Genomic DNA, 22,829 nt, shown 5'->3' with positions numbered 1-22,829 from the left:
GGCATTAAGAAGGCGAGAGACCGCTCAGCGGCTCTCGCCTTTTTTTGCTGATCAAATATAAAAGGGTGTTTAAAACCCGGATTCGCAAGAATGGGCGCTGGAAAAGTCCGGGTCAAATAGGTTATAGTTAAGGTACGCAGTATGCGCGAGACAGACAGGAGGAAGGGAATTGGAGTTTAAAGGAGCTATGGGCGGTTTATACCGCATCACGGAATGGATTTCACGTATTGCCTTCAGCAATATACTATGGGGGCTGTGTTCAATTCCGTTTTTGTTTATCGCTGTGATGAAGATCATTATGCTGGGTTCATCAGCAGGCGGGCCCAACGAACAGATTACGCTTAACTGGGCAATGGGGATTTTGGCACCGTTTACGGTATTCCCGGCTACGGCTGCGCTGTTTACGGTTGTGCGCAAGTGGGTGATGGGCAACACCGATGTCAGCACGTTCCGCACTTTTTTTCAGGGATACAAAGAAAATTATCTCAAGAGCATGCTTGGGGGACTCATCTATACCGTGCTGTTTGTTGTAATGTACGTTGATGTGACCGTATACATGACTCAAATGGCCAATTTCAGAGTCGTCGGTATTCTGATGCTGGTGCTGATGATTATTCTGTTTGTGTCGATGTTTAACTTCTTCTCAATTGTCGTTCACTACCAGATGACATTTAAGGAAGTTATTAAGAACTCTGTCCTGCTGACCATCGCCCGGCCTATTCGTGTATTCTCTACATTGATCGGTTCTGCGTTGCTTGCATATATAGGTCTGCGGTACCCTGTGCTGTATGTAATCTGCATTCCTACACTGGTTGCTATGCTGGCCTTCTTTAACTTCTTTGCTACATACAACAAGCTGCAGCTGCAGGTTGAGAAAAAGCAGCAGCAGGAGCTGGAGGAAAAGGAAGCAGCGGAAAAAGAAGCGGCCGAGCGGCTGCTTGCGGAAGACGATGACGATGATGACGACGATGATGATTTCGATGATAAGGATAATTCCAGATCACCTAAACGGATTTAACATCGGCGTTGCAATCACAGGCAAAAAGGGACGAGAATTTTATTCCAGTGTTAATTAAAGCGCATACAGGTTTACATTTTCGTCAAAACGCAATATAATAGTTATAAATCCTGCGATGTACGTTACGGTTGCTCGTTGTTTTGAACCAATGATAATGTCTCGGGAGACTTAATACGAAGCGCAGCTGAACAGCCCTGTCTATACGACTTGGGGAATTCAAAAACGACTTCTGCGGTCACCCACCTGCTCTCGCAGGTTCAGAAGACACTGTAGCCGGACGGCATAGGCGGGTTTTCTGCTGATTTTGACAAGGTGCCCTGTATCCCGCAATTGCGGATTCAGGGTACCTTTTTGTTTGCTGCGCCTTTTTGGAAACGGTGTCTGCAGATGCCTTTCTTACATAGAGGTCCAGGAAAGTGAGCTATGCTCTTTTGTTCCTGGGTTAAGAATGTTACACTGATAATAATGAACTTGGGACTAAAAGAGGGGGAAATATTTTGTCGCTCAAAAGAACATTGGTCGGTATATTCCGCAGTCATGACGGAACTAGCGACCGTGCAAAGGATCCGGCATTAAAGACACGTTATTACACTCTTTCGAAAGACAAAGCATGGGATGAAGTGTCTTCAACACTGAAGAAGATTCCCGGTTACAAGGTTCTGCATGAGGTGCAGTCCGTAGGAGAAATTACCCTGGAGAAAAGAACGGGTTTTGGACGTACGCTGGACATAACAGTATCCGTACTGAATACCTCACCGGTACGCTGCGGTATCGATATATATTCTGCATCCAGAGGCTCGCTTGGCGACCTGGGTGCCAATTACCGTGTAATTCAGCGCCTGTATGAATCGCTGGACAAGAAGCTGGGCAAGTACAAAACAGACTAATGACCCGCCGGGCTTGCTGTCCAGTGATTGTATGCGGTTTCCGGAATAACCCGGCTATATAATAGGATGCGTTATCTATAGCAAAAAGCGGCGGAAGGAAAGCCTTCTGCCGCTTTTTTAACATATCGTATTTCTTTTATATCGTCCGGCTTTGTAGATCTACAGCAATTCCTTAACGGCGGCAATCGCTGCTTCGTAATTCGGGTGCTCGGACATTTCGCCAAGGTACTCAACATAAGTTAATTTGTCGTTCTTGTCGATAACGAAGATGGAGCGCATATCCAGGCGGAATTCTTTGATCAGTACGCCGTAAGCTTGTCCGAAGGCGGCTTCCTTGTGGTCGGACAGGGTGATAACCCGGTCAATGCCGGCAGCGCCGCACCAGCGGGCCTGGGCGAACGGCAGATCTGTGCTGATGGTGAGGATGACTACGTCGTCTCCAAGCTCAGCTGCTTCACTGTTGAAGCGGCGGGTCTGGGCGTCGCATACGCCTGTGTCCAGGGAAGGCACAACACTGATCAGCTTGATTTTGCCGGCATAATCGCTCAACGAAGCGTTCTCCAGCAGATTCTTGCTTACTGTGAAATCCGGAGCGCTGTCTCCGGCTTTGAGCTCAGGTCCCACCAGTGTAATCGGATTACCTTTGAATGCGGCTGCGCCTGTTCTTTCTTGCGTCATGTCCTTGTTTCCTCCTCAGGTTACAATATTGGATTGTTACTGCCAGAATAAATTATAATCGTTTTAGAAGGTTGATGTCCAACTGGACAACATACATAAAGGATGGGTGCCATGATATTCATACGTTACGAAAACTGGAAAAGCTATCTGCGATACTATCCCGTAACCGTTATTCTTCTGTTAGCCAACCTTGTGATGTTTATTGTAGCATCGCTAAACGGCGGTTCAACAAATCTGGATACGCTTGTAAAGCTCGGTGCTGTGGTGGATAACGGGCCGGAAAAAGAAGAGCTGTGGCGATATTTTGCTGCTATGTTCCTGCATAACGGATTTTCCCATCTTTTCTTTAACAGCTTTTCGCTGCTGGTGTTTGCCCCTCCGCTTGAACGGCTGCTGGGCTGGTGGCGTTATGCGATCCTGTACGTAATCGGCGGGTTCCTGGCCAATGTGCTTTCGGTTGCGCTCGGCGGGACGCCGGATCCTTATACCGCTACTGTATCTGTAGGCGCCTCGGGCGCGATTTACGCGATTTACGGCGCGTTTCTGTATATCGCCACCCTGCAGCGCGGTATGATGGATGAGGGCTCTCGTAAGACACTGTACGGGCTGCTGGTGATGGGGATTGTGATGTCGTTTGTTACTCCATATGTTAATTGGATGGCTCATCTGGGCGGACTGGTCGCCGGGTTTTTCCTGTACGGGCTGATTATCCGTCTTTTAAAAAGAAGCAGGCGATAGGAGAGGTTTGGAAGTGGAACTTAGACAGCTGCAATACTTTCTGAAGGTTGCCCAAAAGGAGCATGTTACCAAAGCGGCGGAGGAGCTGCATGTAGCCCAGTCGGCGGTAAGCCGCCAGATTCATCAGCTGGAACAGGAGCTTGGGGTGGATTTGTTTATGCAAAAAGGCCGAAATCTGCAGCTTACGCCTGTAGGACAGCTTTTTTGCAAGCGGGTCGAAACGCTGCTTAAAGATCTGGAGCGCTCTGTAGCGGAAGTGCATGAATTCCTGGACCCGGAGCTGGGGGAGATCCGTATCGGCTTTCCGCACAGTCTGGGAACACACCTGATTCCCTCCATTGTGGCAGAGTTCCGCAGGCATTACCCTAATGTCAGGTTCCGCTTCAAGCAAGGGACCTATGCGTCTCTGATCAAGGACGTCTCGTCGGGTGAGGTGGATCTGGCGTTTATTTCCCCTTTTCCGGAGAATGACGGCCAAGTTGCCGGAGATATTGTAATGACGGAGGAGCTGTTTGCCATCCTGCCGCAGCATCATCCGCTGGCCGGCGAAACGGTGATCCGGCTTGAGCAGCTGCGCGATGAGAAATTCGTATTGTTCAGCCAGGGGTACTCCCTGAGGCCGATTGTCTGGCAGGCCTGTATTCAGGCTGGCTTTAAGCCCCAGATCGCTTTTGAAGGCGGGGAGACGGATACCATCCGCGGTCTGGTTGCCGCCGGCATGGGCGTCAGCCTGCTTCCGGAGACGGCACTGTACCAGACGAATCCGATGCAGCCTGCCCAGGTCAGAGTTGTAGAGCCGGCTGTTACCCGGACGGTGGGGATCATTCACCGCAGCGACGGTAAGCTGCCGCTGGTAGCAAGATCGTTCAGGACTTTCCTGCTTACCTATTTCAAGGACAAAAACAACAATAACCCGGAAGGCTAGAGCCTTCCGGGTTATTTGTCTCAGCTGCGCTTTGCAGTGGAGAGGGTATTATTCACGATTGCCAAGGAACATGGTGATTAGACGCAGAAGCTCAAGCAGGGAGACCAGAGCGGCAGCCACATAAGTAAGAGCGGCGGCATTCAGTACCTTGGCAACACCGCGTTCTTCCTCGTTGCGGATGAAGCCTTGCTCAACCATAACCTGACGTGCGCGGTTGCTGGCGTTGAACTCGACCGGCAGCGTAACAAGCTGGAATGCTACGGCAGCAGAGAAGAAGATGATACCAAGACCGACAAGGTTGGTTACACTGAAAATGAAGCCTGCCAGCAGCATGAACGGCGCAACACCTGAAGCGAAGTTAACGACCGGGAACATCCGGTGGCGGAGCGTCAGCATCGGATAGTGCACCTTGTGCTGAATAGCGTGGCCGACCTCGTGGCAGGCAACGGAAACGGCGGAAATAGAGTTCTCATAATATACCGGTTCTGACAGGCGGACTACCCGGTTAATCGGATCATAGTGGTCAGACAAAGCTCCGCGAACAGGTTCAATAGGGACGTCGTGCAGGCCGTTGGCATCCAGCATGCGCCGTGCCGCTTCATAACCGGTTAATCCGTTTGCGTTGGGAACCTTAGCCCATTTATTAAAAGTACCCTTTACTCTGAACTGGGCCCACAAAGAGAACAGAAAGGCAACAATGACTAATAAAAACATATCTCATTCCTCCATCATGATGTGTGTGAGTAATTATATTGGCGGATTCTGCGTCAGCAGCAGCTTGATCGCCTCCATGCAGGCAACGCCTTGCGGAATGAGGGCAGCCAGTGCGCGTCTGGCCTGTACAGGCTTCAGACCGTTAATCATTGGCTCCAGCGCCTTGACTTCGCGTTCCAGACGCTGCATCTGAAGCTCCAGCTCCGCCAGTTTGTCCGAAACATCGGCTTCAGGAGTGGCTGCATTCCATTTATCCATCATGGATTTGATTTCTTCCAATGTATATTTCTCTTGCTTTAGCTGATTAATACGTTCCAAGGCGGCTAAGGTTTCATGGCTGTACAGCCGATAGTTCTTCATGCTTCTTGATTCCGGCTTGATCAGGCCGAGCTTCGTATAATAGTCGATGGTCCGTTCGCTTAAACTGGCGGCTTTGGCGAGCTCGCCAATCCGGTAAAGGATCATATCCCCATGTCGGTTCACCTCGCTGTATAATCCTCCCGCTAAATGAAGCGGAAGTCTCTTACTTAATGATTGATAATATCTATATCAAAAGGATACCAAAAATCGAACCATACAGTCAAACGTCATACTTACTTTAAGTATATGCGGTATTAACAGGAATGATGCTGCTGGTAATTTTCCCGATATAATCTTCCGAACATAACATGTTTATGTCATATATTGAACTCCTGGCTTGTTTTATATATGCACGTGCTTTGTTTTAAAGCTTGAAAACGAAGCGCAGTTGTCACAGTTTTACTGCGATGTCAGCATGATTGAGAAAATAATACTGCAAATAGAGCAGCATGTTTAAGCGGGCTTGTTAATAAAAATACAATACATAATGTATAATGGATGTATGCGTTTGCAGGGGGAAGGCTTAAAATTGCGGATAATGCGCTGCTTCACCTGTTGTATTGCTTCAATGCTATCCAACTGTGCAGAAATAATGGTATTCAAAAATAAAAGGACAGACAATCAAAAAATAGTCTTGTCAATTTACCTGACTTCTGATTATAATGACATTAAGAGTTTCACGCTTTGTTAGAAAATATAACATTGGGGAGTGGGGTTAAGATGAAGAAAAAGTTATTGATGATGTTTCTGGCCATGATTACCTTGATGATCTATCCGGTCAGCGCTTTTGCTGCCGACGGTCCGACAGCACCGGATTTGCAGATCGGACTGGACACTGCGTTTACGTTTTTGGCATTCATCTTAGTATTCTTTATGCAATCAGGATTTGCACTGCTTGAAGCCGGTTCGGTCCGGATGAAGAATGCCGGTCACGTAGCCGGTAAGACAGTGCTGACACTGGCGATTGCCAGCTTATGCTTCTGGGCTGTCGGTTTTGCCTTTGGCTTCGGTAACGGTAACGGCTTAATCGGACTTGATGGTTTCTTCTATGGTGGAGATTCAATGTCCGCAGCATTTGAGTCGCTGGCCTTCTCCGATGTAACGCTTAACACTAAATTCCTGTTCCAGATGGCTTTCGCTGCAGTATCATTGGCTATCGTATCCGGTGGTATGGCTGAACGCGCTAAACTGAGCGTGTATATTATCTTCGGGATTTTGTTCTCCGTTATTATCTATCCTGTCGTAGCACACTGGGTGTGGGGCGGCGGCTGGCTGGCAACGCTTGAAATGCAGGACTATGCAGGTTCTACAGTTGTTCACCTTACCGGTGCAACGGCTGCTGTAATAGCGACCATTCTGCTTAAACCGCGTCTCGGCAAGTTCAACAAAGAAGGCAAGCCGGTTATTATCCCTGGTCACAACCAGGTGTTCACCGTACTTGGTGTAATTATCCTCTGGTTCGGCTGGTTCGGCTTTAACCCTGGTAGCGCATTGTCTCCTATGGGCGGTTTCTTCGGACACGTAGCACTGACAACTAATATTGCGGCTGCTGCCGGCGGTCTGGCCGCACTGGTTGCTTCCTGGCTGTACTTCGGTAAATCAGACATTCCGGCAATGCTGAACGGCGTACTGGCTGCACTTGTTGCCATCACCGGTGCCTGCGCATTCGTAGAGCCTTGGGCAGCAATCGTTATCGGTCTGGTTGCCGGTGCATTTACCTTCATGACTTCGCAATGGCTGGAACGTGCAGGTCTGGATGATCCGATCTATGCTTTCTCTGTACACGGTATTGCAGGTATGTGGGGTGCGTTGTCCACAGGTCTCTTCGCAACTCCTGAGTTGATTGAACAAGGAGCACTTGTAGGTGAACCTGGTCTGTTCTACGGCGGCGGCTTACACCAGCTGGGCGTTCAGGCACTTGGTGTGGTCGGGACCTTCGCATTCGTAGCTGTACTGTCCTTTGTAATCCTATATGTTATGAAATTGGTTATGGGCATCCGCGTTACTGAAGAAGAAGAATTGATGGGTCTGGATATCAGTGAGCACGGTACTTACGGCTATCCTGAGCAGATGAAGCTGATTGCAGATTCCGAATCCAAAACCCAGAAGATGTAATTATAGACAGATGGGGGGCGGACCGCGTGGCTTGGATGGAAATGACAGAGTGGAGTAAAGATAAAAGAATGCTATCCATCGCAACGGCCGGTTCGCCGCAAGAGCTGAAAGGCAGGCGTAGCGCCTGCCAGCAGGCACTTCTGGAGCAGTTAAATGTGATTCCGATAGAGGAATGGGTGTCCAAAGTCAACGCAATGCATGATCTGATTGCTGCGGCTGCGGTGAACATTTGTGAGGCGCAGATGAAAGAGGCGGGCTACGGCCCGCCTCCCTGCGCCTATTCCTTTATTGTATTCGGCAGTGCTGGCAGACAGGAATCCACCCTTTGGAGTGATCAGGATAACGGCCTGATTGTGGAGGGAGAACCGGATAACGTCAAGCTGACCTATTTTACTGCTTTTGGCGAACGGCTGTCTGATATGCTTGAGGCAGTCGGTTATGAGAAATGTGAAGGCAGAGTTATGTGCTCCGAGCCGCTCTGGCGGAAGACGCTGCCGGAGTGGAAGGAGCAGCTGAACAGCTGGATGAGCCAGCTGGAATGGGAGCCCATCCGTTATCTCATTATTGCTTCGGATATGAGGCATGTGGCTGGAAGTGCGGAGCTGTCGGCTGAATGGAGGGAAGCCTTTCACGCCGGCTTTGTAGACAATGATAAATTGACTACGGCTGTTTTACGCAACACTGTCCGCCACAAAGCAACTTTGAACCTGCTTGGACAGGTTCTTACCGAACGTTTTGGCGATTATGCCGGCGGCTTTGATGTTAAATATGGCGTTTATATTCCGCTCGTTAATATAGTCAGGCATTTAGCGTTGCTGAATGCGGTCAAGGACAGCTCAACCCTGAAACGGCTCGCAAGATTGGAAGTGCTCGGGGAATACGGGCATCTGAAGGAGATCCGTGAGGCCTTCCTGACCGCTTTGCGGATGCGTGTGAATACCCCGCATACGGTACAGGACGGACTGTTGTTGAGCAGTGATTATATTTCCGAAAATGATCTGAAGAATAAACAGCTTATGTCCGAGCTTCGTGAAAGTCTGCTGCTGGTCAGAAGACTGCATAGGGCCTTACAGCGCCAGCTCCGGTCAGCGGAAAGGAGGCAGTCATGAAGGAGCCGAATAAAGGCGGCGGATTCTGGAACAACTTACGGCAGGGCGGAATGCCCTCCGCAATTGCATCTATAAGAGGCGGCGAATCCGCCCAGCAAACAGCGCAGCAGATGGCCTTTATCAGGTCGCTTATGCGTGAAAAGCGGCGGCCGGAAGTACTGCACACTCCGCTTTCCGAGCTGGAGACGGTCATATTTGATCTGGAAACGACCGGTTTTTCCCATCAGCATGGCGATGAAATTATGTCATTTGGCGCAATCCGGGTAGTTGGTGAGGAAATAAAGGAAGAGGAATGCTTTTATACGCTGGTTAAATGCCAGACAGCCATACCGGAGAACATTACCAGACTGACAGGGATCACAGAGGAGATGACGGCTGCAGCTCCTTCATTGATTGACGGCCTGCATAACTTTATGGCTTTTGTCGGCCAGCGTGTGCTTGTGGCGCATGGCAGTGCACATGACAAATCCTTTCTGAATGCGGCGCTTTGGAAAACCTCCAAGGTTCAGCTGACCCACCGTGTACTGGACACGATGATGCTGGCCCGCTGGCTGGAGCCGCAGCGCAGCAATTATACGCTGGATGAGCTGCTTGCAGTTCATAATATTCCAATCCAGGGGCGGCATCACGCACTGGAGGATGCCAGAATGACGGCCCAGCTATGGGTCACTTATCTCCGGGAGATCGCTAATAAACGTCAGGTTGATACGCTGGGTGACCTCTACGCCTATTTGAGCAGAGCCTGAAGCGCTGCTGGCAGCAATTGCGCAGCGGTCTTGCCTTCAGCACTGCCCTCCCGGCTGATAATAAAGCCGTTAAGAACCGGAAGCGAGCCGTTGCCTGTTCCCGGGGAACCGATCAGATATACCTTGAATTCCGGCCCCAGGGCTTCAAGTCCCTGCATATCTGCAGGGGAAGGCCACGGCGGTGAGGTTGGATGGGAATGGAACAAGCCGATGGGGGCAGGGTCACTGTAAAGCGCCTTGACCCACTCCCGCGGATCCGGCTCAAAAGCATGCAGCGGGTCAGGCGCTACGTTGCTCATAGGCACATAGCTGCTTATGAGTATGCCTCCCGCTGCGGCAGTACCCAGCAGTATTCCGCATGCTTCGTGCGGAAGACAGGTCAGCAGATGCTTCCCCAGCATGAGCTGTACGGATGAATCCAGCCAAACCGGCAGGGTTGATCCCTGGAATGCTGTCATGTATTGACCCCTCTCTCTTCATGGGATTCCGTCTTTGGACGGAGTCCTCTTTTTTGTGTCTGGATGGTTTGAAATGGACGGCAATGGGGGTACAATAGGAGCAACCCATCCCATATGTAAAGGAACAGACATCTGATGAGAGCTGTTAATAGACGGAATGTTGCAGTCCTGGCACTGGTTGTCCTGGTTACAGCAGTCGTCCTGGTACGCTGGCTGAATGATGAACCGGAAGCTGTTCCGGCAGTCCAGCCGGCCTCTGCAGGCGGGATTGGCGTCGGCCAGCCGGCCCCTGCCTTTTCACTCAAGGATAACGCTGGCCGTGAGTATGCGGTTAGCGGTCCGAGGGATAAGGCGCTGATTGTGAATTTCTGGGCTTCCTGGTGCGACCCCTGCCAGCAGGAGGCGCCGGAGCTGAATGCGGTGGCACTGAAATACAGGAATGTGCTGGATATCTACGGAGTTAACGTGACCAGCCAGGATTATAAACCGAATGCCGAGCGGTTCATCAGGAAGTATATGCTGGCTTTTCCGGTTATGTTTGATCTTAAAGGCGAAGTGTTTGACCGGTACCGCGGCCAGGTCTTCCCGACCAATGTGCTGATTGACAAGAACGGTAAAGTCACCGAGGTTGTACTGGGTACCCTGACCAGAGAAGAGCTGGAGAAAAAAATAATCGCTCTGACCGGCTCCTGAGCATTCAGCATCCGGAAATGAAGCCCCTCTGCCAGTTCGGGAATTGTAGTCTCCCGCTGCAGAGGGGCTTCATGATGTGAGGCTTGGGAGGCAGTCTACTATTAGTGATTGACCAGACCTCGCGGCTCACTGCTGTGTGTAGTTTCATTCTCCAAAGAGATCTGTCCAAGCAGGGCATACCGCATACTGTCTACCAGCGCTTCCCAGCTGGCCTCGATGACATTGCTGGATACACCGACCGTACTCCAGGTATTATTGTAATCCTTCGATTCAATCAGCACGCGTACCTTGGCGGCGGTCTGATCCTGCTCATCAAGAACACGTACCTTATAGTCGGAGAGATGCATTTCATCAAGCCGCGGGAAATAGGTCTTCAGCGCTTTGCGCAGCGCATTATCCAGCGCGTTGACTGGACCGTTGCCCTCGGCAGCAGTATAGAGGCTGTCACCGCCTACGCGGAGCTTAACGAAGGCCTCGGAGACTACAGGCTGGCCGGCATTTTTTTCAACAAGCATCTTAAAGGATTCAAAGACAAACAGTTCGTTCAGCTCACCGGTTGCTTCACGCAGCAGCAGTTCCAGGGAAGCATCGGCGCCTTCAAACTGATAGCCCTGATGTTCAAGATTCTTAATCTTGTCAATGACTTTGCGGGCCTGCTCGCTGGTCGGATCAAGACTCAGCCCCATATCCTGGGCTTTGGAGAGCACATTGCTCTGGCCGGCAAGCTCGGAGACGAGTACCCGTTGCTTGTTACCGACCAGCTCCGGGGCAATATGCTCATATGTGCGGGAATCACGGAGGATTGCCGAGACATGGATGCCGCCTTTATGCGCGAACGCGGCTGCTCCGACATAAGGCTGATTCACAGGCATATTCACATTGGCAACTTCGCTTACATAACGGGCAGTGTTGGTCAGCTGCGGCAGAGAGTCGCCCGGTATGCAGTGATAGCCCATCTTGAGCTGAAGCGTCGGGATGATGGAGCACAGATTGGCATTGCCGCAGCGTTCGCCGTATCCGTTGACGGTGCCCTGTACCTGGCGAGCTCCCGCATTGATTGCACTCAGTGCATTGGCAACAGCAAGCTCGCAGTCATTATGGGTGTGAATGCCCAGAGCAGCGCCGGGAAGATGGCCCGAAATAGCAGTTACGATGTCGTATACTTCATTAGGCAGGGTACCGCCGTTCGTATCACACATGACGAGCCAGTCTGCACCCGCCTCCCGGGCTTTGGCAAGCACGGCTGCAGCATATTCCGGATTGTTTTTGTAGCCGTCGAAGAAATGCTCGGCATCGAAGATGACCTCAAGGCCTTTTTGCTTGAGATAGGAGATAGAGTCGCCAATCATCGCGAGATTCTCCTCGAGCGTAGTCTGCAGTGCAGTATGCACATGGAAATCCCACGATTTGCCGACCAGCGTTGCTGCAGGCACACCGGCATCGATCATTCTCTGCAGATTGTCATCATGCTCGGCGATGGAGTTTTTGCGGCGGGTGCTGCCGAAGGCGGTGATTTTGGCATTCAGATACAATTCCTTGACCCGTTTGAAAAACTCAATGTCTTTATTGTTGCTCCCCGGGATGCCACCTTCAATGTAATGCACACCGAGATCATCGAGCTTCTTGGCAATTTTCAGCTTGTCATCTGCCGACAGACTGATGCCCTCGCCTTGTGTGCCGTCGCGAAGTGTCGTATCGAAGATGGAAATGGACTTAGACATTAAGTCTCCTCCTAAAAGTTTTGTGAGCATCTGCTCCATTGATTTAGCCTCGGGCAAAACTGGCTTCGGAAGCATATACTTAGTTTTGTGAGCATCTGCTCCATTGATTTAGCCTCGGGCAAAACTGGCTTCGGAAGCATCAACTACGTATTGAAATAATTTTTATATTATAGCATTTTTACGCGGGAATGTAACAAAGAACTTTACAGTATTGATACGTCTTTAATTGACCTCCTGCAGACAAAAGCGTTATGCTGAATTGAACAATGGAAACCATGTAGATAAGAAGGTAGATATTGTGCAGAATGTAGACCAGTATTATCCGACAAGCGGAAGGGTTATCCTTCATGTGGATATGAACGCATTTTACTGCTCTGTGCATGAAGCGGAGGACCCGGATCAGTATAAAGGCAAGCCTACTGCCGTTGCCGGGAGTGTCGAACAGCGCAGGGGGATCATTGTGACCTGTTCCTATGCCGCCCGCAGATTCGGGATATCTACAGGAATGCAGGTGCAGAAGGCGCTGCGCATATGCCCGTCCTTAACTCTTATTCAGCCGAACTTTCATCTATACCGCAAATATTCCAATGCTTTTATGCAGATTGCCTATAGCTATACCCCGCTGCTTGAAGCCGTCTCGATCGATGAATGTTATCTTGATATTACCGGCTCCAAGCAGTTTGGGACTCCGCTTGAAATTGCCGGGGAGATACAGCGGCGGATTATGGATGAGCTGGGTCTTCCCTGCTCGATCGGCGTCGCCCCCAACAAGCTTCTGGCCAAAATGGCCTCGGATCTGAAAAAGCCAAACGGCATATCTGTGCTGCGTCTGCGTGATGTGCCTGAGGTGCTGTGGAACAAGCCGTGCGGTGAAATGTTCGGCATCGGCGGCAAGACAGCTGAAAAGCTGCGCAAGCTGGGAATCTACAATATAGGACAGCTTGCGGCAGCCGACGAGCGGATGCTTACAGACCATTTCGGGGTGATGGGCTCCTGGCTGAAACGGGCCGGAAACGGCATTGATTACGGAGTGGTTAATCCTGAGCGTGAACAGAGCAAGTCCATCGGACATACGACAACCTTGCCCAAGGATGTGGTCGGACTGGCAGATGCCAGGCCAATCCTGCTCAATCTCAGCGACCAGGTGGCAAGGCGGCTGCGGAAGCAGGGGCTGGTGGCTTCAGGCGTGCAGCTTACGATCCGTACCCCTGATATGAAGACCATCACGCGCTCCCGGCAGCTTGAAGCCCCGACAGAAACCGCCGAGGACATTTACAAGGTTGTATGCGATCAGTTTGCCCGCCACTGGAAAGGCGACAAGCCCGTAAGGCTGCTCGGCGTAACCCTGCAGAACCTGAGCCCCAAGGAGGAGTCCGCGATTCAGCTTGATCTGTTCGATTATGAACGGCAGCCGAAGAAGGAATCCCTGAATAAGGCCATGGATATGCTGCGGAACAAATTCGGTGAGAATGCCGTGCTTACCGCCGGTATGCTCAGTGACAGCCATTCCGCCCGGCTGCGTAACCATAAGGAGCGCGGTACCTCACTGCAAAAAGATAATCTGCGACAGGTGGACCCTGATAAAGACTGACAGAATCCCGCGGATGCAAAGGCTTATATCCGACAGATTATGCGGCAAAACTGTAAACATGTTGAAAATTCATTGAAATTGTATTCTTTTTATATTAATATGAGTGAAATAACAGGCTGCTGCTGCAGGCTGTATTGTTCAACGGGAGGCAGAGATAAAATGGCTAAGTACACTTGGGTCGAGAAAGACACTTGCATCGCTTGCGGTGCCTGTGGCGCAACGGCTCCTGATATTTTTGATTACGATGATGAAGGTTTGGCAGAAGTGATTTTTGAAAATGACGGGAACCGCGGATGCACAGTGATTCCTGATGATCTGTTCGACGATCTGCAGGATTCAGCTGACGGCTGCCCGACCGATTCCATTAAAATTGCGGACGCTCCTTTCAATAAGGAAGGCTAATCTTACAGGCTGGCGGTTTCGCACCGGATATGAGGGCCGGATATAAGATACAGGCTTATATTTGATTCTTGTATGCACATAAAGACATCTTTACGCCGGCTTTGACCGGCGGGGATGTCTTTTTTTCATGGACAAGCCGATATAAGGTATAAAGAATCCATTACCCGCGGAGGCCCCGATGAAAAATTCGCAGCATCTCAAGGCTTATGTCCAAATGCACCCCGATAACAAGATGGCATGGTACTTGCTTGGTAAGGAATACTATAAGAACGGCCAGCAGGGAAAGGCAAACTATTGCTTCAATCAGGCCGGAGAAGTGTATGAAGCATTTGAACGCAGTAAAGTTCCGGCAGACATGCTGCGTGAATATGAGGATGGCCTGCTCAAGGCGGAGCATGAACGCCACCAGGCCAGGCTCCGCAAACGCCGGCTGCTGGTTGCGCTGGCACTTGCCCTGCTCGTGTTCCTGCCGTCCGCAGTTCCGGCCGGCACGGACGTGGGGGCAGGGGCAGCTCTGGCGTCGTTGCTTAGTGAAGCGGCCGACGCTTCTGCAGAACCTGCAGCGGATAAAACCGGAACAGATCAGACGAATGCACCTGAAGAGCAGGAGCCAGGGCTGGCTTTCACGGCGCTGGGCGGTGGCACCGCAGCCTCAGGCGCGGCGATTGCGCAGCTGCTGAAGGACGGAGCCCGGTCAGCTACAGCAATCCTGGCGATGGAGCGCTCCGGGAAATGGCTGCTATGGAAAGAAAAGCTTCCGCTGGCCGCAACCGTGGTCCAGAGCGGCCAGGGCCGCGCAGTATACCAGTCCTATGACAAGGCGACCTGCTACTGTGAGCCGCCCGAAGCCGAAGCCTTGCAGCAGCAGGCTGAACAGTGGCAGCGGCAGCAGGAGCAATTGGCTGTGCTGTGGAGCGCTATGCGTGCTTATAAGGGCAGCAAAGGCAATCTTCCGCAATCCCTCGCCGTACTGACCGGTGCTTTTCCCGGTAATTGGCTGGGCGGAACTACTCCGCTGATGAAGGAGAAATTCGCTTCTGTACGGAGTGCGGCAGCCAAAGGAGCGGCACAGCAGCTTCCGGCAGACCCGGGCGGTAAGGAACCGGCTGCCGGCAGCGGGGAAGCCGCCGGAGGTAATGCTGCCGCCGCCGGAAGCGGAGGGCAGGAGCTGCCCTTTTTTACCGGACCGCTCACTATAATAGTAGATAAGCAAAATCACCGCCTGGCAGTCACCAGCGGCTCCGTTATTCTAAGGAATTATGAAGTGGGACTGGGCGGCGCCAGGACGCCGGAGGGGGCTTTTACCATCACAGATAAGGTAGTGAACCCTAACGGGCGCGACAACGGGGAATTCGGCAGCAGGGGAATGCAGCTCTCGGACAGCAATTATGCCATTCATGGAACAGATGAGCCGGAGAGCATCGGCAAGGATGAATCGCTGGGCTGTATCCGGATGAGCCGTGAGGATGTGGAGGAGTTATTCGCCATGGTTCCGATGGGCACGAAGGTGCAGATAAGTAAAGGGGGTCTGCCTGAAGAACTGCTGGTTCCTGCGGATCGTTATCCTTCAGAAGCACCCGGCAATCAGACGAACCCCAATAAAGTCTACCACTGGCTAAATTAGTTGCCCGCTACCAGAAACAGAACGATAATCAGAAGAATCAGCAGGACCAGACTTGCACTAATCCACAGAATTGCTTTGCGGTTCACTTCTTCTTTCTTCTGCTGAAGTGTTGGAGGTTTGCGTTTTGTTGACATAATAGCCATCCCTCTTTCTCTCTTTATCGGTGATTACCCTTACATTGTAATGGGTTTGGATGAAAATTACTATACTCCCGGCCTCAGCATGGAAGATCAGCAGGGTAAAAAACTTTTCTTTTCGCCCGGAAACGGATAAAATTAAGAAGAAAACTAATGAAACGGGGAATCGGAGGACGATTCGGGTGATCCCTTGAAGGAGCGAGAACGTTGCTGTATCGGCATTTAGGCAAACCTATTTTCTTTAAAATGGACCCGGAAAAAGCGCATCATCTCGTAATCGGCGGATTAAATAAAGCATTATTTGTTCCCGGCGGCAGCGCAGCAATGCGGCTTATGTACGGAGTCCCCGAAACTGCGGATATGGCAGTTGATTTGTTCGGTGTGCATTTCCCTACACCGGTCGGCCTTGCGGCCGGTCTCGACAAGAATGCGGAGGCGGTCGGCGGCTTCTCCTCCATCGGCTTCGGCTTTATGGAGGTCGGCACAGTAACGCCGGTAGGACAGCCGGGCAACGACAGTCCAAGACTGTTCCGTCTGATTCCTGACGAAGCGCTCATCAACCGGATGGGCTTCAATAATGAGGGTGCTGAGGCGATGGCGGATCGCCTGAAAGGGCTCAAGCAGCGCAGAATACCGGTAGCAGTCAATATCGGGCGCAACAAATCCACTCCGAATGAAACAGCGCATGAGGATTACCGCAAGTGTATCCGCACGCTGTATCCGTACGGTGATTTTTTTGTGGTTAATATCAGCTCGCCGAATACGCCGGACCTGCGAAGTCTGCAGCATGGCAGTGAATTGTCGAAGCTGCTCTCTGAGGTGAAGGAGGAAATGGCGGTCCAGCACAGCAAGAGCGGAAAAGCCAAAAGCCTGCTGGTCAAGATTGCTCCGGATGTCAGCGACAGCGAGCTGGAATTTATGGTACATACGCTTTCAGAAGCTGGAGTAGACGGTGTTATTGCCACTAACACTACGCTAAGCCGTGAGGGGCTGACCAGCGATAAAGCCGGAGAAACGGGAGGGCTGAGCGGCAAGCCGCTCAGGGACCGGTCAACGGAAATTATCCGCAGCATTTACCGCCAGACCGGCGGCAAGCTGCCGATTATCGGCTCAGGCGGAATATTCAGCAGCCAGGATGCGTATGACAAGATCCGGGCAGGCGCAAGCCTGGTTGAAATTTATACGGCGCTCATCTATGAAGGACCGGAGGTTAACCGCCGGCTGCATGCCGGATTACGGCAGCTGCTGCGGCGGGACGGATTCTCTCATATCCGGGAAGCGGTGGGCGCCGATCATCACTGAAGGATGAATGGACAGGAGGACGAAGGCGATGGACGGCAGGGACTGGGGAACATTTTTGCTTCCATATGAACAGACTGTGGAGGAACTCAAGGTTAAATTCAAAACAATGCGCTCGGAGCTCAAAAAGAGAGAGGAATACACGCCGATCGAATTTGTAACCGGACGTGTAAAGCGGCTGTCCAGCATTCTGGAAAAAGCCAAGCGCCTGAACGTGAAGATGGAGGATCTGGAGACAGGCATTGAGGATATCGCCGGCATCCGCATCATGTGCCAGTTCGTCGAGGACATCCGCAGAGTGGCGGAATATATCCGTGCCCGCAAGGATCTGGAAGTGCTGTATGAGAAGGATTACATCACCAATTATAAGGAAAGCGGCTACCGCAGCTTCCATATGATTATTAAATATCCGGTACAGACTGCCCTGGGACAAAAGATCGTACTGGCCGAAATTCAGATCCGCACGCTGGCAATGAATTTCTGGGCCACCATCGAGCATTCCCTGAACTATAAATACCGTGAAAGCCTGCCGGATGAAATGCGGGTACGCCTGAAGACGGCAGCAGAAGCCGCGTCGATTCTGGACAGTGAAATGTCCAGCATCCGCGAAGAAATTCTGGAAGCGCAGAAGCTATTCGAGGAAAACTCCAATACAACCACACAGGTTCTCACCGCGATTCACCAGCTGTATTTCTATCATCTGGTGAATGAGGCGATTGAGAGCCAGAACCGCTTTAATGAAATCTGGCAGACCCATGACATGGAAGCGATGAAGCAGCTGCTGGAGCATGTGCGTGAACTGATCTCGAATGCCAAGAAGGATAGTCTGCCGGATGGCCTATGAACCGCTGTACCTGGCATACCTGGTCTACTTCAACCGGGACAGGGATTATTTCGAATGTCATGAGGTGCTGGAAGAGCTGTGGCTCGAAAAAGACAAAGACCCTCTATACAAAGCGCTGCTGCAGGTGGCGGTCGGATTGTATCATTTCCGTAACGGCAATGTGCGCGGCGGCATGATCATGATGAACCGGTCGTACGGCGTGCTGGGAGCCTATCCGGGCGACACGCTGGGCATTAATCTAGCCAAGCTGGTACAAGAGGTAGGGCTGTATGCTTCACAGCTTAACCATTACGCTGAAAGGCCGTTTGCCTATTACGACCTGACGATTGAAGTTCTCGACCCTGCGCTTGCGCAGGAAGTAGAGCGGGCTGCCTCAGGCATCGTGCCTAACAACCCGCAGCGGCGCGGCCCGCAAAGACCAGCGGGGAAGCACCGCAAATAACCACGTATTAATAGGAACACCTAATCAGGAGCACCCGCAGGGGTGTTCCTTGATTATTAATTCCCAAAATCCAGGTAATACAAGCAGGAGGACGGCATCATGGCAGCACAACTGCCCGGCACTTTCACAGAGCGGATGAAAGAGCTGCTGGGAACAGAATATGAGCAATTTGCGGAAACCTATAAGGAGACCCCTTATGCGGGTATCCGTGTCAATACACTGAAAATTACGGTTCAGGAGCTGCTCGAACGCTCGCCGTTTGGCCTTGAGCCTATCCCATGGTGTCCTACAGGCTTCTATACGGAAGAAGGCGCCCGGCCGGGCAAGCATCCATATTACCATGCCGGTCTGTACTACATTCAGGAGCCAAGCGCAATGGCGCCGGTTGAACTGCTGGATGTGCAGCCCGGTGACCGGGTACTCGATCTGTGTGCTGCGCCCGGAGGCAAGTCCACCCAGATCGCCGCGAAGCTGCAGGGCACAGGACTGCTGATCAGCAATGATCTCCATCCGGACCGGACCAAGGCACTGGCCAAAAACCTGGAGCTGTACGGCGTAAGGAACGGTATCGTGCTGAACGAGAGCCCTGAGCGGATTGCTGCGGCTTTTCCCGGTTTTTTTGACCGGATTCTGATCGATGCCCCCTGCTCCGGAGAAGGCATGTTCCGTAAAGACGAGGACATGGTGAAGCAGTGGGAGCCGGGCACCCCCCGGAAGTATGCCGACATGCAGCGGGAGATTCTGCTCGCGGCAGCAGATGCGCTGAAGCCGGGCGGTACAATCGTATACTCAACCTGCACCTTTGCCCCGGAGGAGAATGAAGGGTCGATCCTGGAATTCCTCGCCGGGCATCCGCAGTTTACGGCGGTCCCGGCGGGCGGGGCCGGCTGGTTCGCGCCGGGCCTGGGCGGGCTCCCCGAGGCCGCGCGGCTGTGGCCGCACAAGGTCAAGGGCGAGGGCCATTTCATGGCGGTGCTGCGCCATGAAGGCAGTGCTGCTGCGCCAGGAAGTGCCGGGGACGCGGATACCGCGCTCCAGGCTTCCGTGCGCAGCAAGGGCGGTTCAGCCGCCCGGCCGGCCAAGGCGGGCGGCGGCAGGGACCGCGAGGCCAAAGCCGGCCGCGGTCAAGGCAAAGGCGGCGGCGCGCGCGGGCAGCGGCCGCAGGGCTCCGGCGAGGAAGCGGCGCTGGCCGCGTTCGCCGGGTTCTGCCGGGAGCAGCTCGGCTGGCAGCCGGCGGGCTTCCCGGTGCTGTTCGGCGAGCATCTGTATCTCTCGCCGCTGCCTTCCTCTGCCCTGGACGGACTCAAAACCATCCGTCCGGGCTGGTATATGGGCCAGCTGCGCAGCGGCCGCTTCATTCCCGGCCATCCGCTGGCGACAGCGCTGAAGCCGTCTGAGAGCCTCCGCAGCCTGTCCCTGGACAGCGCAAACGGTGAAGCCGTGTCCTATCTGAAAGGCGAGACACTGGCTGTTCCCGAACAGCGGCTGGCTGTGCGGCCTGGCAGCTCCCCTAAAGGATATGTCCTGGTCTGTATCGACGGATTCAGTGCAGGCTGGGCCAAATGGCAGGACGGTATGCTGAAGAATGAATATCCCGCAGGATGGAGGTGGACCTAAGCATGAGCGCATCAGGAAATGCCGGCAAGAAGCAGCGCATTGATAAAGTGCTGTCCCATATGGGCATCGGCTCGCGCAGCGATATCCGCAAGCAGGCCAAGCAGGGCTTGATTACCGTGAACGGCACTGTCGTTAAAGACAGCGGCTTTCATGTCGATCCTTATAAAGACTTAATTGAGGTGGGCGGCGAGGTTGTCTGCTACCGGGAATTTGTGTATCTGATGATGAACAAACCGGCCGGTGTCCTGTCAGCTACAGAGGATAAACGGGACCGGACGGTTCTTGATCTGCTGAAGCCGGAGCATGCCCTGTTCGAGCCTTTTCCGGTCGGCAGGCTGGATAAGGATACGGTTGGGCTTCTGCTGCTGACCAATGACGGCAAGCTGGCTCATGAGCTGCTCTCCCCGCGCAAGCATGTGCCCAAGACTTATGAAGCTACCATAGAAGGGGATGTGGATGCTGCGGATGTGGAGGCTTTTGCCAAAGGGGTTGAGCTGGAGGACGGTTATGTGACCCTGCCCGCGCAGCTGAGCATTCTCAGCCGCGAACGCGGAAGCAAGACCATCTCGTACATTTCGCTGACGATTACGGAAGGCAAGTTCCATCAGGTAAAACGGATGTTTATCGCTGTCGGCAAAAAGGTGACGTTTCTGAAGCGGGTCTCGATGGGCGAGCTGAAGCTGGATGAGCGCCTGCCGCTGGGAGCCTGCCGGGAGCTGACAGACGCTGAACTAGAACTGTTAACCGGCGGGGCTGGAGCGGTTGCAGAGTGATGGCATGAGCGTCAGGGAAGATTTTATATAAGATTAATATAATTACGGGTCATCATTGACCTGAATTTGATAAGCTTGCTTAATACAGCCGGATAGAAATAGACAGACAAGGATGGTGGGGTATGAAATACAAGCTGATTGCGCTGGATGTTGACGGAACGCTCTTGAATGATGACCATAAGCTGAGTGACGAAAATAAAGAAGCCATTGCCGAGGTTACGCGCCGTGGAGGTCAAATCGTATTGTGCACCGGCCGCAGCCCGCAGAATTCGATTCCTTTTATGGAGGAGCTGGGGCTCACCGGGTATGTTCTTGGACACAACGGCGGGGCGACGGTATCGGTCAGTGACCGCAAGGTGCTCGATCAATACGGGATGGACGGCCGCGGCCTCGATCCGTATATTGAATACTGCCGGAAGCACGACATTCATTTTGACGTCAGCACTGCCTTCGAAATGTATGTGGACAACGTGGAGAACCTGACCAAGGAAGCCAACTATATGTATGAGCACTTCCGCATGATGCCGGCATCCCTGCCGGCGTGGGAGGAATTCCGCGAGCCGATTGTCAAATTTACAGTGTTCACCAAGTCTGCGGTACTGGATGAAGCCATGCGGGAATGGGGCACCTGGACCCAGCAGTATAATATGCTGCGCAGCGGCGAGTTTTTTGCCGATTTCATGCATCATGAAGCCTCTAAGGGCAATGCGCTCAAGAATCTTGCCGCAAGGCTCGGAATCGCGCAGGAGGAAGTTATGGCTATCGGTAACTATTACAATGATATTTCCATGCTGACCTATGCAGGCCTGGGCGTTGCCGTAGATAATGCTCCAGTTGAGGTTAAAGCGGCCGCTGATGCAATCACAGGAACAAACAATGAGCATGGCGTACGGGATGCACTTGTGAAATATTGCCTCTAGTAACTCTGGCCATAATTGCATTATAATCATCCCAAGCATAAACCAGTGCCGTACGGTGCTGATTTATGCTTTTTTTGAGTTTGGCTTGAGTTGCGTGAGGAAATGTGATGTCTAGATGGGAATGGACGGACCGGTGACGGATGAATTTGTGCTGGATAAGAAGGCCGGTATGTGTTATCTGATCTGACCGCCATGTATTGGTAGCCATCGAAGTATTAAGTGGAAATTTGTCACTTAATACTTCTCCTAACAATAATAATAGAATATTAGTTGGAAAAACGGCACTTAATTATCCGACTTTAGTGCTAAAAGGGGTTTGTGGTCTAAATTAGATGACGATTTTCCACTTAATGAGTTGAAATACTGGAAAACTGAGAAATTAAGTGGCAAAAATCCAACTAGATTCGGGAGGTGAGAAGCGGGAAGTGGAGAGCGGGAAGTGGAGAGCAGGTAGGTGAGAAGCGGGAAGTGGAGAGCGGGTAGGTGGGGAGCGGGAAGTGGAGAGCGGGTAGGTGGGGAGCGGGAAGTGGAGAGCGGGTAGGTGGGGAGCGGGAAGTCGAGAGCGGGTAGGTGGGGAGCGGGAAGTCGAGAGCGGGTAGGTGAGAAGCGGGAAGTGGAGAGCGGGTAGGTGGGGAGCGGGAAGTGGAGAGCGGGTAGGTGGGGAGCGGGAAGTCGAGAGCGGGAAGTGGAGAGCGGGTAGGTGGGGATCGGGAAGTGAGAAGTGGGAAGTGGAGAGCTGGTAGGTGAGAAGTGCATAGTGCATAGTGAAAAGTGGGAAGCAGATTACTGACACTTGCCCATTCTCCACAAACCGAGCGGCCCGCCCGGCGCAGCCTCAGACCAAAAAGGGGCTGCACGGCCCCGGGAAGGGCGGCACAGCCGCTTGGTGTCACTGTCGCATAAACCTGCGGACGGAATTAGACAAACAACGATCGGGAAATGATGACGAGCAGAATAAAGAGCACCAAAATTGCACCGGTCGAAGTAAAGCCTGGCACTGCACCCATGTCTGATTCCT

The 22,829-nt window shown here is 52.4% G+C and carries 24 protein-coding genes and 1 other RNA gene; 18 read left to right on the top strand and 7 right to left on the bottom strand.

What is annotated here, in order from left to right:
• Positions 1 to 169 precede the first annotated feature (169 nt).
• The 3 genes from M2108_RS17230 to M2108_RS17220 all read left to right on the top strand — a co-directional run bounded on the left by M2108_RS17230 (position 170) and on the right by M2108_RS17220 (position 1,905).
• Positions 170 to 1,018 (top strand): YesL family protein, encoded by an 849-nt coding sequence (locus M2108_RS17230; RefSeq protein ID WP_277470605.1) that lies wholly within the window; start codon positions 170 to 172, stop codon positions 1,016 to 1,018.
• 104 nt (positions 1,019 to 1,122) lie between these two features.
• A non-coding RNA gene (gene ssrS, locus M2108_RS17225) (6S RNA) lies at positions 1,123 to 1,315 on the top strand.
• Between the two features lie 200 nt (positions 1,316 to 1,515).
• Positions 1,516 to 1,905, top strand: a complete 390-nt coding sequence (locus M2108_RS17220; protein WP_068727867.1) for a DUF1499 domain-containing protein — start codon at positions 1,516 to 1,518, stop codon at positions 1,903 to 1,905.
• A 159-nt stretch (positions 1,906 to 2,064) separates the two neighbouring features.
• Here the strand turns inward: M2108_RS17220 and tpx are convergent, their stop codons facing one another.
• A complete protein-coding gene (gene tpx, locus M2108_RS17215; protein WP_277470604.1) occupies positions 2,065 to 2,583 on the bottom strand; it encodes a thiol peroxidase in 519 nt (172 codons plus the stop codon).
• 111 nt (positions 2,584 to 2,694) lie between these two features.
• Here tpx and M2108_RS17210 point away from each other — a divergent pair, with 111 nt between their 5' ends.
• The gene (locus tag M2108_RS17210) at positions 2,695 to 3,321 is read left to right on the top strand and encodes a rhomboid family intramembrane serine protease (RefSeq protein WP_277470603.1); all 627 of its coding nucleotides are present in this window, start codon (positions 2,695 to 2,697) and stop codon (positions 3,319 to 3,321) included.
• A 13-nt stretch (positions 3,322 to 3,334) separates the two neighbouring features.
• Positions 3,335 to 4,246 (top strand): glutamate biosynthesis transcriptional regulator GltC, encoded by a 912-nt coding sequence (gene gltC / locus M2108_RS17205; RefSeq protein WP_221795724.1) that lies wholly within the window; start codon positions 3,335 to 3,337, stop codon positions 4,244 to 4,246.
• Between the two features lie 48 nt (positions 4,247 to 4,294).
• On the opposite strand, the gene M2108_RS17200 is transcribed toward gltC, so the two are convergent.
• Both M2108_RS17200 and M2108_RS17195 read right to left on the bottom strand, forming a co-directional pair.
• Complete coding sequence (locus M2108_RS17200; RefSeq protein WP_277470602.1) at positions 4,295 to 4,960, bottom strand: zinc metallopeptidase; 666 nt, start codon at positions 4,958 to 4,960, stop codon at positions 4,295 to 4,297.
• A 33-nt stretch (positions 4,961 to 4,993) separates the two neighbouring features.
• Positions 4,994 to 5,425, bottom strand: coding sequence for a MerR family transcriptional regulator (locus M2108_RS17195; RefSeq protein ID WP_277470625.1), 432 nt, complete (start codon positions 5,423 to 5,425; stop codon positions 4,994 to 4,996).
• A gap of 615 nt (positions 5,426 to 6,040) precedes the next feature.
• Between M2108_RS17195 and M2108_RS17190 the strand changes: the two genes are divergently transcribed.
• From M2108_RS17190 to M2108_RS17180, 3 genes are read left to right on the top strand one after another with little or no spacing between them, the layout of a single operon-like run.
• Positions 6,041 to 7,435 (top strand): ammonium transporter, encoded by a 1,395-nt coding sequence (locus tag M2108_RS17190; protein WP_277470601.1) that lies wholly within the window; start codon positions 6,041 to 6,043, stop codon positions 7,433 to 7,435.
• A 35-nt stretch (positions 7,436 to 7,470) separates the two neighbouring features.
• Positions 7,471 to 8,544, top strand: a complete 1,074-nt coding sequence (locus M2108_RS17185) for a DUF294 nucleotidyltransferase-like domain-containing protein (protein ID WP_277470624.1) — start codon at positions 7,471 to 7,473, stop codon at positions 8,542 to 8,544.
• Entirely contained in the window at positions 8,541 to 9,290 is a 750-nt protein-coding gene (locus M2108_RS17180; RefSeq protein WP_277470600.1) for an exonuclease domain-containing protein, read from the top strand. The genes M2108_RS17185 and M2108_RS17180 overlap by 4 nt, the downstream gene beginning before the upstream one ends.
• Here M2108_RS17180 and M2108_RS17175 read toward each other — a convergent pair.
• The gene (locus tag M2108_RS17175) at positions 9,272 to 9,748 is read right to left on the bottom strand and encodes a M67 family metallopeptidase (protein ID WP_277470599.1); all 477 of its coding nucleotides are present in this window, start codon (positions 9,746 to 9,748) and stop codon (positions 9,272 to 9,274) included. The genes M2108_RS17180 and M2108_RS17175 overlap by 19 nt on opposite strands.
• Positions 9,749 to 9,883: 135 nt before the next feature.
• Here M2108_RS17175 and M2108_RS17170 point away from each other — a divergent pair, with 135 nt between their 5' ends.
• On the top strand, positions 9,884 to 10,441 hold the full coding sequence (locus M2108_RS17170; RefSeq protein WP_277470598.1) for a TlpA family protein disulfide reductase: 558 nt from the start codon (positions 9,884 to 9,886) through the stop codon (positions 10,439 to 10,441).
• A gap of 101 nt (positions 10,442 to 10,542) precedes the next feature.
• On the opposite strand, the gene cimA is transcribed toward M2108_RS17170, so the two are convergent.
• On the bottom strand, positions 10,543 to 12,162 hold the full coding sequence (gene cimA / locus M2108_RS17165; protein ID WP_277470597.1) for a citramalate synthase: 1,620 nt from the start codon (positions 12,160 to 12,162) through the stop codon (positions 10,543 to 10,545).
• A 298-nt stretch (positions 12,163 to 12,460) separates the two neighbouring features.
• Here cimA and M2108_RS17160 point away from each other — a divergent pair, with 298 nt between their 5' ends.
• The 3 genes from M2108_RS17160 to M2108_RS17150 all read left to right on the top strand — a co-directional run bounded on the left by M2108_RS17160 (position 12,461) and on the right by M2108_RS17150 (position 15,779).
• Entirely contained in the window at positions 12,461 to 13,753 is a 1,293-nt protein-coding gene (locus M2108_RS17160; protein ID WP_277470623.1) for a DNA polymerase IV, read from the top strand.
• A 159-nt stretch (positions 13,754 to 13,912) separates the two neighbouring features.
• Positions 13,913 to 14,155: a ferredoxin gene (locus M2108_RS17155; protein WP_039872044.1), complete on the top strand. Its 243-nt coding sequence runs from the start codon at positions 13,913 to 13,915 to the stop codon at positions 14,153 to 14,155.
• 178 nt (positions 14,156 to 14,333) lie between these two features.
• On the top strand, positions 14,334 to 15,779 hold the full coding sequence (locus tag M2108_RS17150; protein WP_277470596.1) for a L,D-transpeptidase: 1,446 nt from the start codon (positions 14,334 to 14,336) through the stop codon (positions 15,777 to 15,779).
• On the opposite strand, the gene M2108_RS17145 is transcribed toward M2108_RS17150, so the two are convergent.
• Positions 15,776 to 15,913 carry a hypothetical protein gene (locus tag M2108_RS17145; RefSeq protein ID WP_167360562.1) on the bottom strand — a complete coding sequence of 46 codons (138 nt, stop codon included), beginning with the start codon at positions 15,911 to 15,913 and terminating at the stop codon, positions 15,776 to 15,778. The two genes, M2108_RS17150 and M2108_RS17145, sit on opposite strands and share 4 nt — an antisense overlap.
• A gap of 210 nt (positions 15,914 to 16,123) precedes the next feature.
• On the opposite strand from M2108_RS17145, the gene M2108_RS17140 reads away from it, so the two are divergent.
• The 6 genes from M2108_RS17140 to M2108_RS17115 all read left to right on the top strand — a co-directional run bounded on the left by M2108_RS17140 (position 16,124) and on the right by M2108_RS17115 (position 21,811).
• Positions 16,124 to 17,218 (top strand): quinone-dependent dihydroorotate dehydrogenase, encoded by a 1,095-nt coding sequence (locus tag M2108_RS17140; RefSeq protein WP_277470595.1) that lies wholly within the window; start codon positions 16,124 to 16,126, stop codon positions 17,216 to 17,218.
• A gap of 28 nt (positions 17,219 to 17,246) precedes the next feature.
• Positions 17,247 to 18,059 (top strand): GTP diphosphokinase, encoded by an 813-nt coding sequence (yjbM, locus tag M2108_RS17135; protein WP_277470594.1) that lies wholly within the window; start codon positions 17,247 to 17,249, stop codon positions 18,057 to 18,059.
• A complete protein-coding gene (locus M2108_RS17130; RefSeq protein WP_277470622.1) occupies positions 18,049 to 18,501 on the top strand; it encodes a DUF309 domain-containing protein in 453 nt (150 codons plus the stop codon). Before yjbM ends, M2108_RS17130 begins: the two co-directional genes overlap by 11 nt.
• 99 nt (positions 18,502 to 18,600) lie before the next feature.
• Positions 18,601 to 20,118, top strand: coding sequence for an RsmB/NOP family class I SAM-dependent RNA methyltransferase (locus M2108_RS17125; protein WP_277470593.1), 1,518 nt, complete (start codon positions 18,601 to 18,603; stop codon positions 20,116 to 20,118).
• A 2-nt stretch (positions 20,119 to 20,120) separates the two neighbouring features.
• On the top strand, positions 20,121 to 20,891 hold the full coding sequence (locus M2108_RS17120; RefSeq protein ID WP_277470592.1) for a pseudouridine synthase: 771 nt from the start codon (positions 20,121 to 20,123) through the stop codon (positions 20,889 to 20,891).
• Positions 20,892 to 21,013: 122 nt separating this feature from the next.
• Complete coding sequence (locus M2108_RS17115) at positions 21,014 to 21,811, top strand: HAD family hydrolase (RefSeq protein ID WP_277470591.1); 798 nt, start codon at positions 21,014 to 21,016, stop codon at positions 21,809 to 21,811.
• A gap of 917 nt (positions 21,812 to 22,728) precedes the next feature.
• Here the strand turns inward: M2108_RS17115 and M2108_RS17110 are convergent.
• Positions 22,729 to 22,818, bottom strand: coding sequence for a sporulation protein YjcZ (locus M2108_RS17110; protein ID WP_197073075.1), 90 nt, complete (start codon positions 22,816 to 22,818; stop codon positions 22,729 to 22,731).
• Between the last annotated feature and the right edge of the window lie 11 nt (positions 22,819 to 22,829).

This window comes from Paenibacillus sp. PastM-3 (genome assembly GCF_029893965.1).
Classification (GTDB): domain Bacteria; phylum Bacillota; class Bacilli; order Paenibacillales; family Paenibacillaceae; genus Paenibacillus_AQ.
This window is presented reverse-complemented; position numbering and strand designations above follow the sequence as displayed.

Bases quoted from the DNA above. Each gene is read 5' to 3' on its own strand.
- M2108_RS17180 (WP_277470600.1), top strand. From the start codon at position 8,541: ATGAAGGAGCCGAATAAAGGCGGCGGATTCTGGAACAACTTACGGCAG.
- M2108_RS17185 (WP_277470624.1), top strand. From the start codon at position 7,471: ATGGAAATGACAGAGTGGAGTAAAGATAAAAGAATGCTATCCATCGCA.
- M2108_RS17195 (WP_277470625.1), bottom strand. From the start codon at position 5,425: ATGATCCTTTACCGGATTGGCGAGCTCGCCAAAGCCGCCAGTTTAAGC.
- M2108_RS17210 (WP_277470603.1), top strand. From the start codon at position 2,695: ATGATATTCATACGTTACGAAAACTGGAAAAGCTATCTGCGATACTAT.
- yjbM (WP_277470594.1), top strand. From the start codon at position 17,247: ATGGACGGCAGGGACTGGGGAACATTTTTGCTTCCATATGAACAGACT.
- M2108_RS17155 (WP_039872044.1), top strand. From the start codon at position 13,913: ATGGCTAAGTACACTTGGGTCGAGAAAGACACTTGCATCGCTTGCGGT.
- M2108_RS17130 (WP_277470622.1), top strand. From the start codon at position 18,049: ATGGCCTATGAACCGCTGTACCTGGCATACCTGGTCTACTTCAACCGG.
- cimA (WP_277470597.1), bottom strand. From the start codon at position 12,162: ATGTCTAAGTCCATTTCCATCTTCGATACGACACTTCGCGACGGCACA.
- M2108_RS17110 (WP_197073075.1), bottom strand. From the start codon at position 22,818: ATGGGTGCAGTGCCAGGCTTTACTTCGACCGGTGCAATTTTGGTGCTC.
- M2108_RS17190 (WP_277470601.1), top strand. From the start codon at position 6,041: ATGAAGAAAAAGTTATTGATGATGTTTCTGGCCATGATTACCTTGATG.
- M2108_RS17200 (WP_277470602.1), bottom strand. From the start codon at position 4,960: ATGTTTTTATTAGTCATTGTTGCCTTTCTGTTCTCTTTGTGGGCCCAG.
- M2108_RS17170 (WP_277470598.1), top strand. From the start codon at position 9,884: ATGAGAGCTGTTAATAGACGGAATGTTGCAGTCCTGGCACTGGTTGTC.
- M2108_RS17150 (WP_277470596.1), top strand. From the start codon at position 14,334: ATGAAAAATTCGCAGCATCTCAAGGCTTATGTCCAAATGCACCCCGAT.
- M2108_RS17125 (WP_277470593.1), top strand. From the start codon at position 18,601: ATGGCAGCACAACTGCCCGGCACTTTCACAGAGCGGATGAAAGAGCTG.
- tpx (WP_277470604.1), bottom strand. From the start codon at position 2,583: ATGACGCAAGAAAGAACAGGCGCAGCCGCATTCAAAGGTAATCCGATT.
- M2108_RS17175 (WP_277470599.1), bottom strand. From the start codon at position 9,748: ATGACAGCATTCCAGGGATCAACCCTGCCGGTTTGGCTGGATTCATCC.
- M2108_RS17145 (WP_167360562.1), bottom strand. From the start codon at position 15,913: ATGTCAACAAAACGCAAACCTCCAACACTTCAGCAGAAGAAAGAAGAA.
- M2108_RS17120 (WP_277470592.1), top strand. From the start codon at position 20,121: ATGAGCGCATCAGGAAATGCCGGCAAGAAGCAGCGCATTGATAAAGTG.
- M2108_RS17115 (WP_277470591.1), top strand. From the start codon at position 21,014: ATGAAATACAAGCTGATTGCGCTGGATGTTGACGGAACGCTCTTGAAT.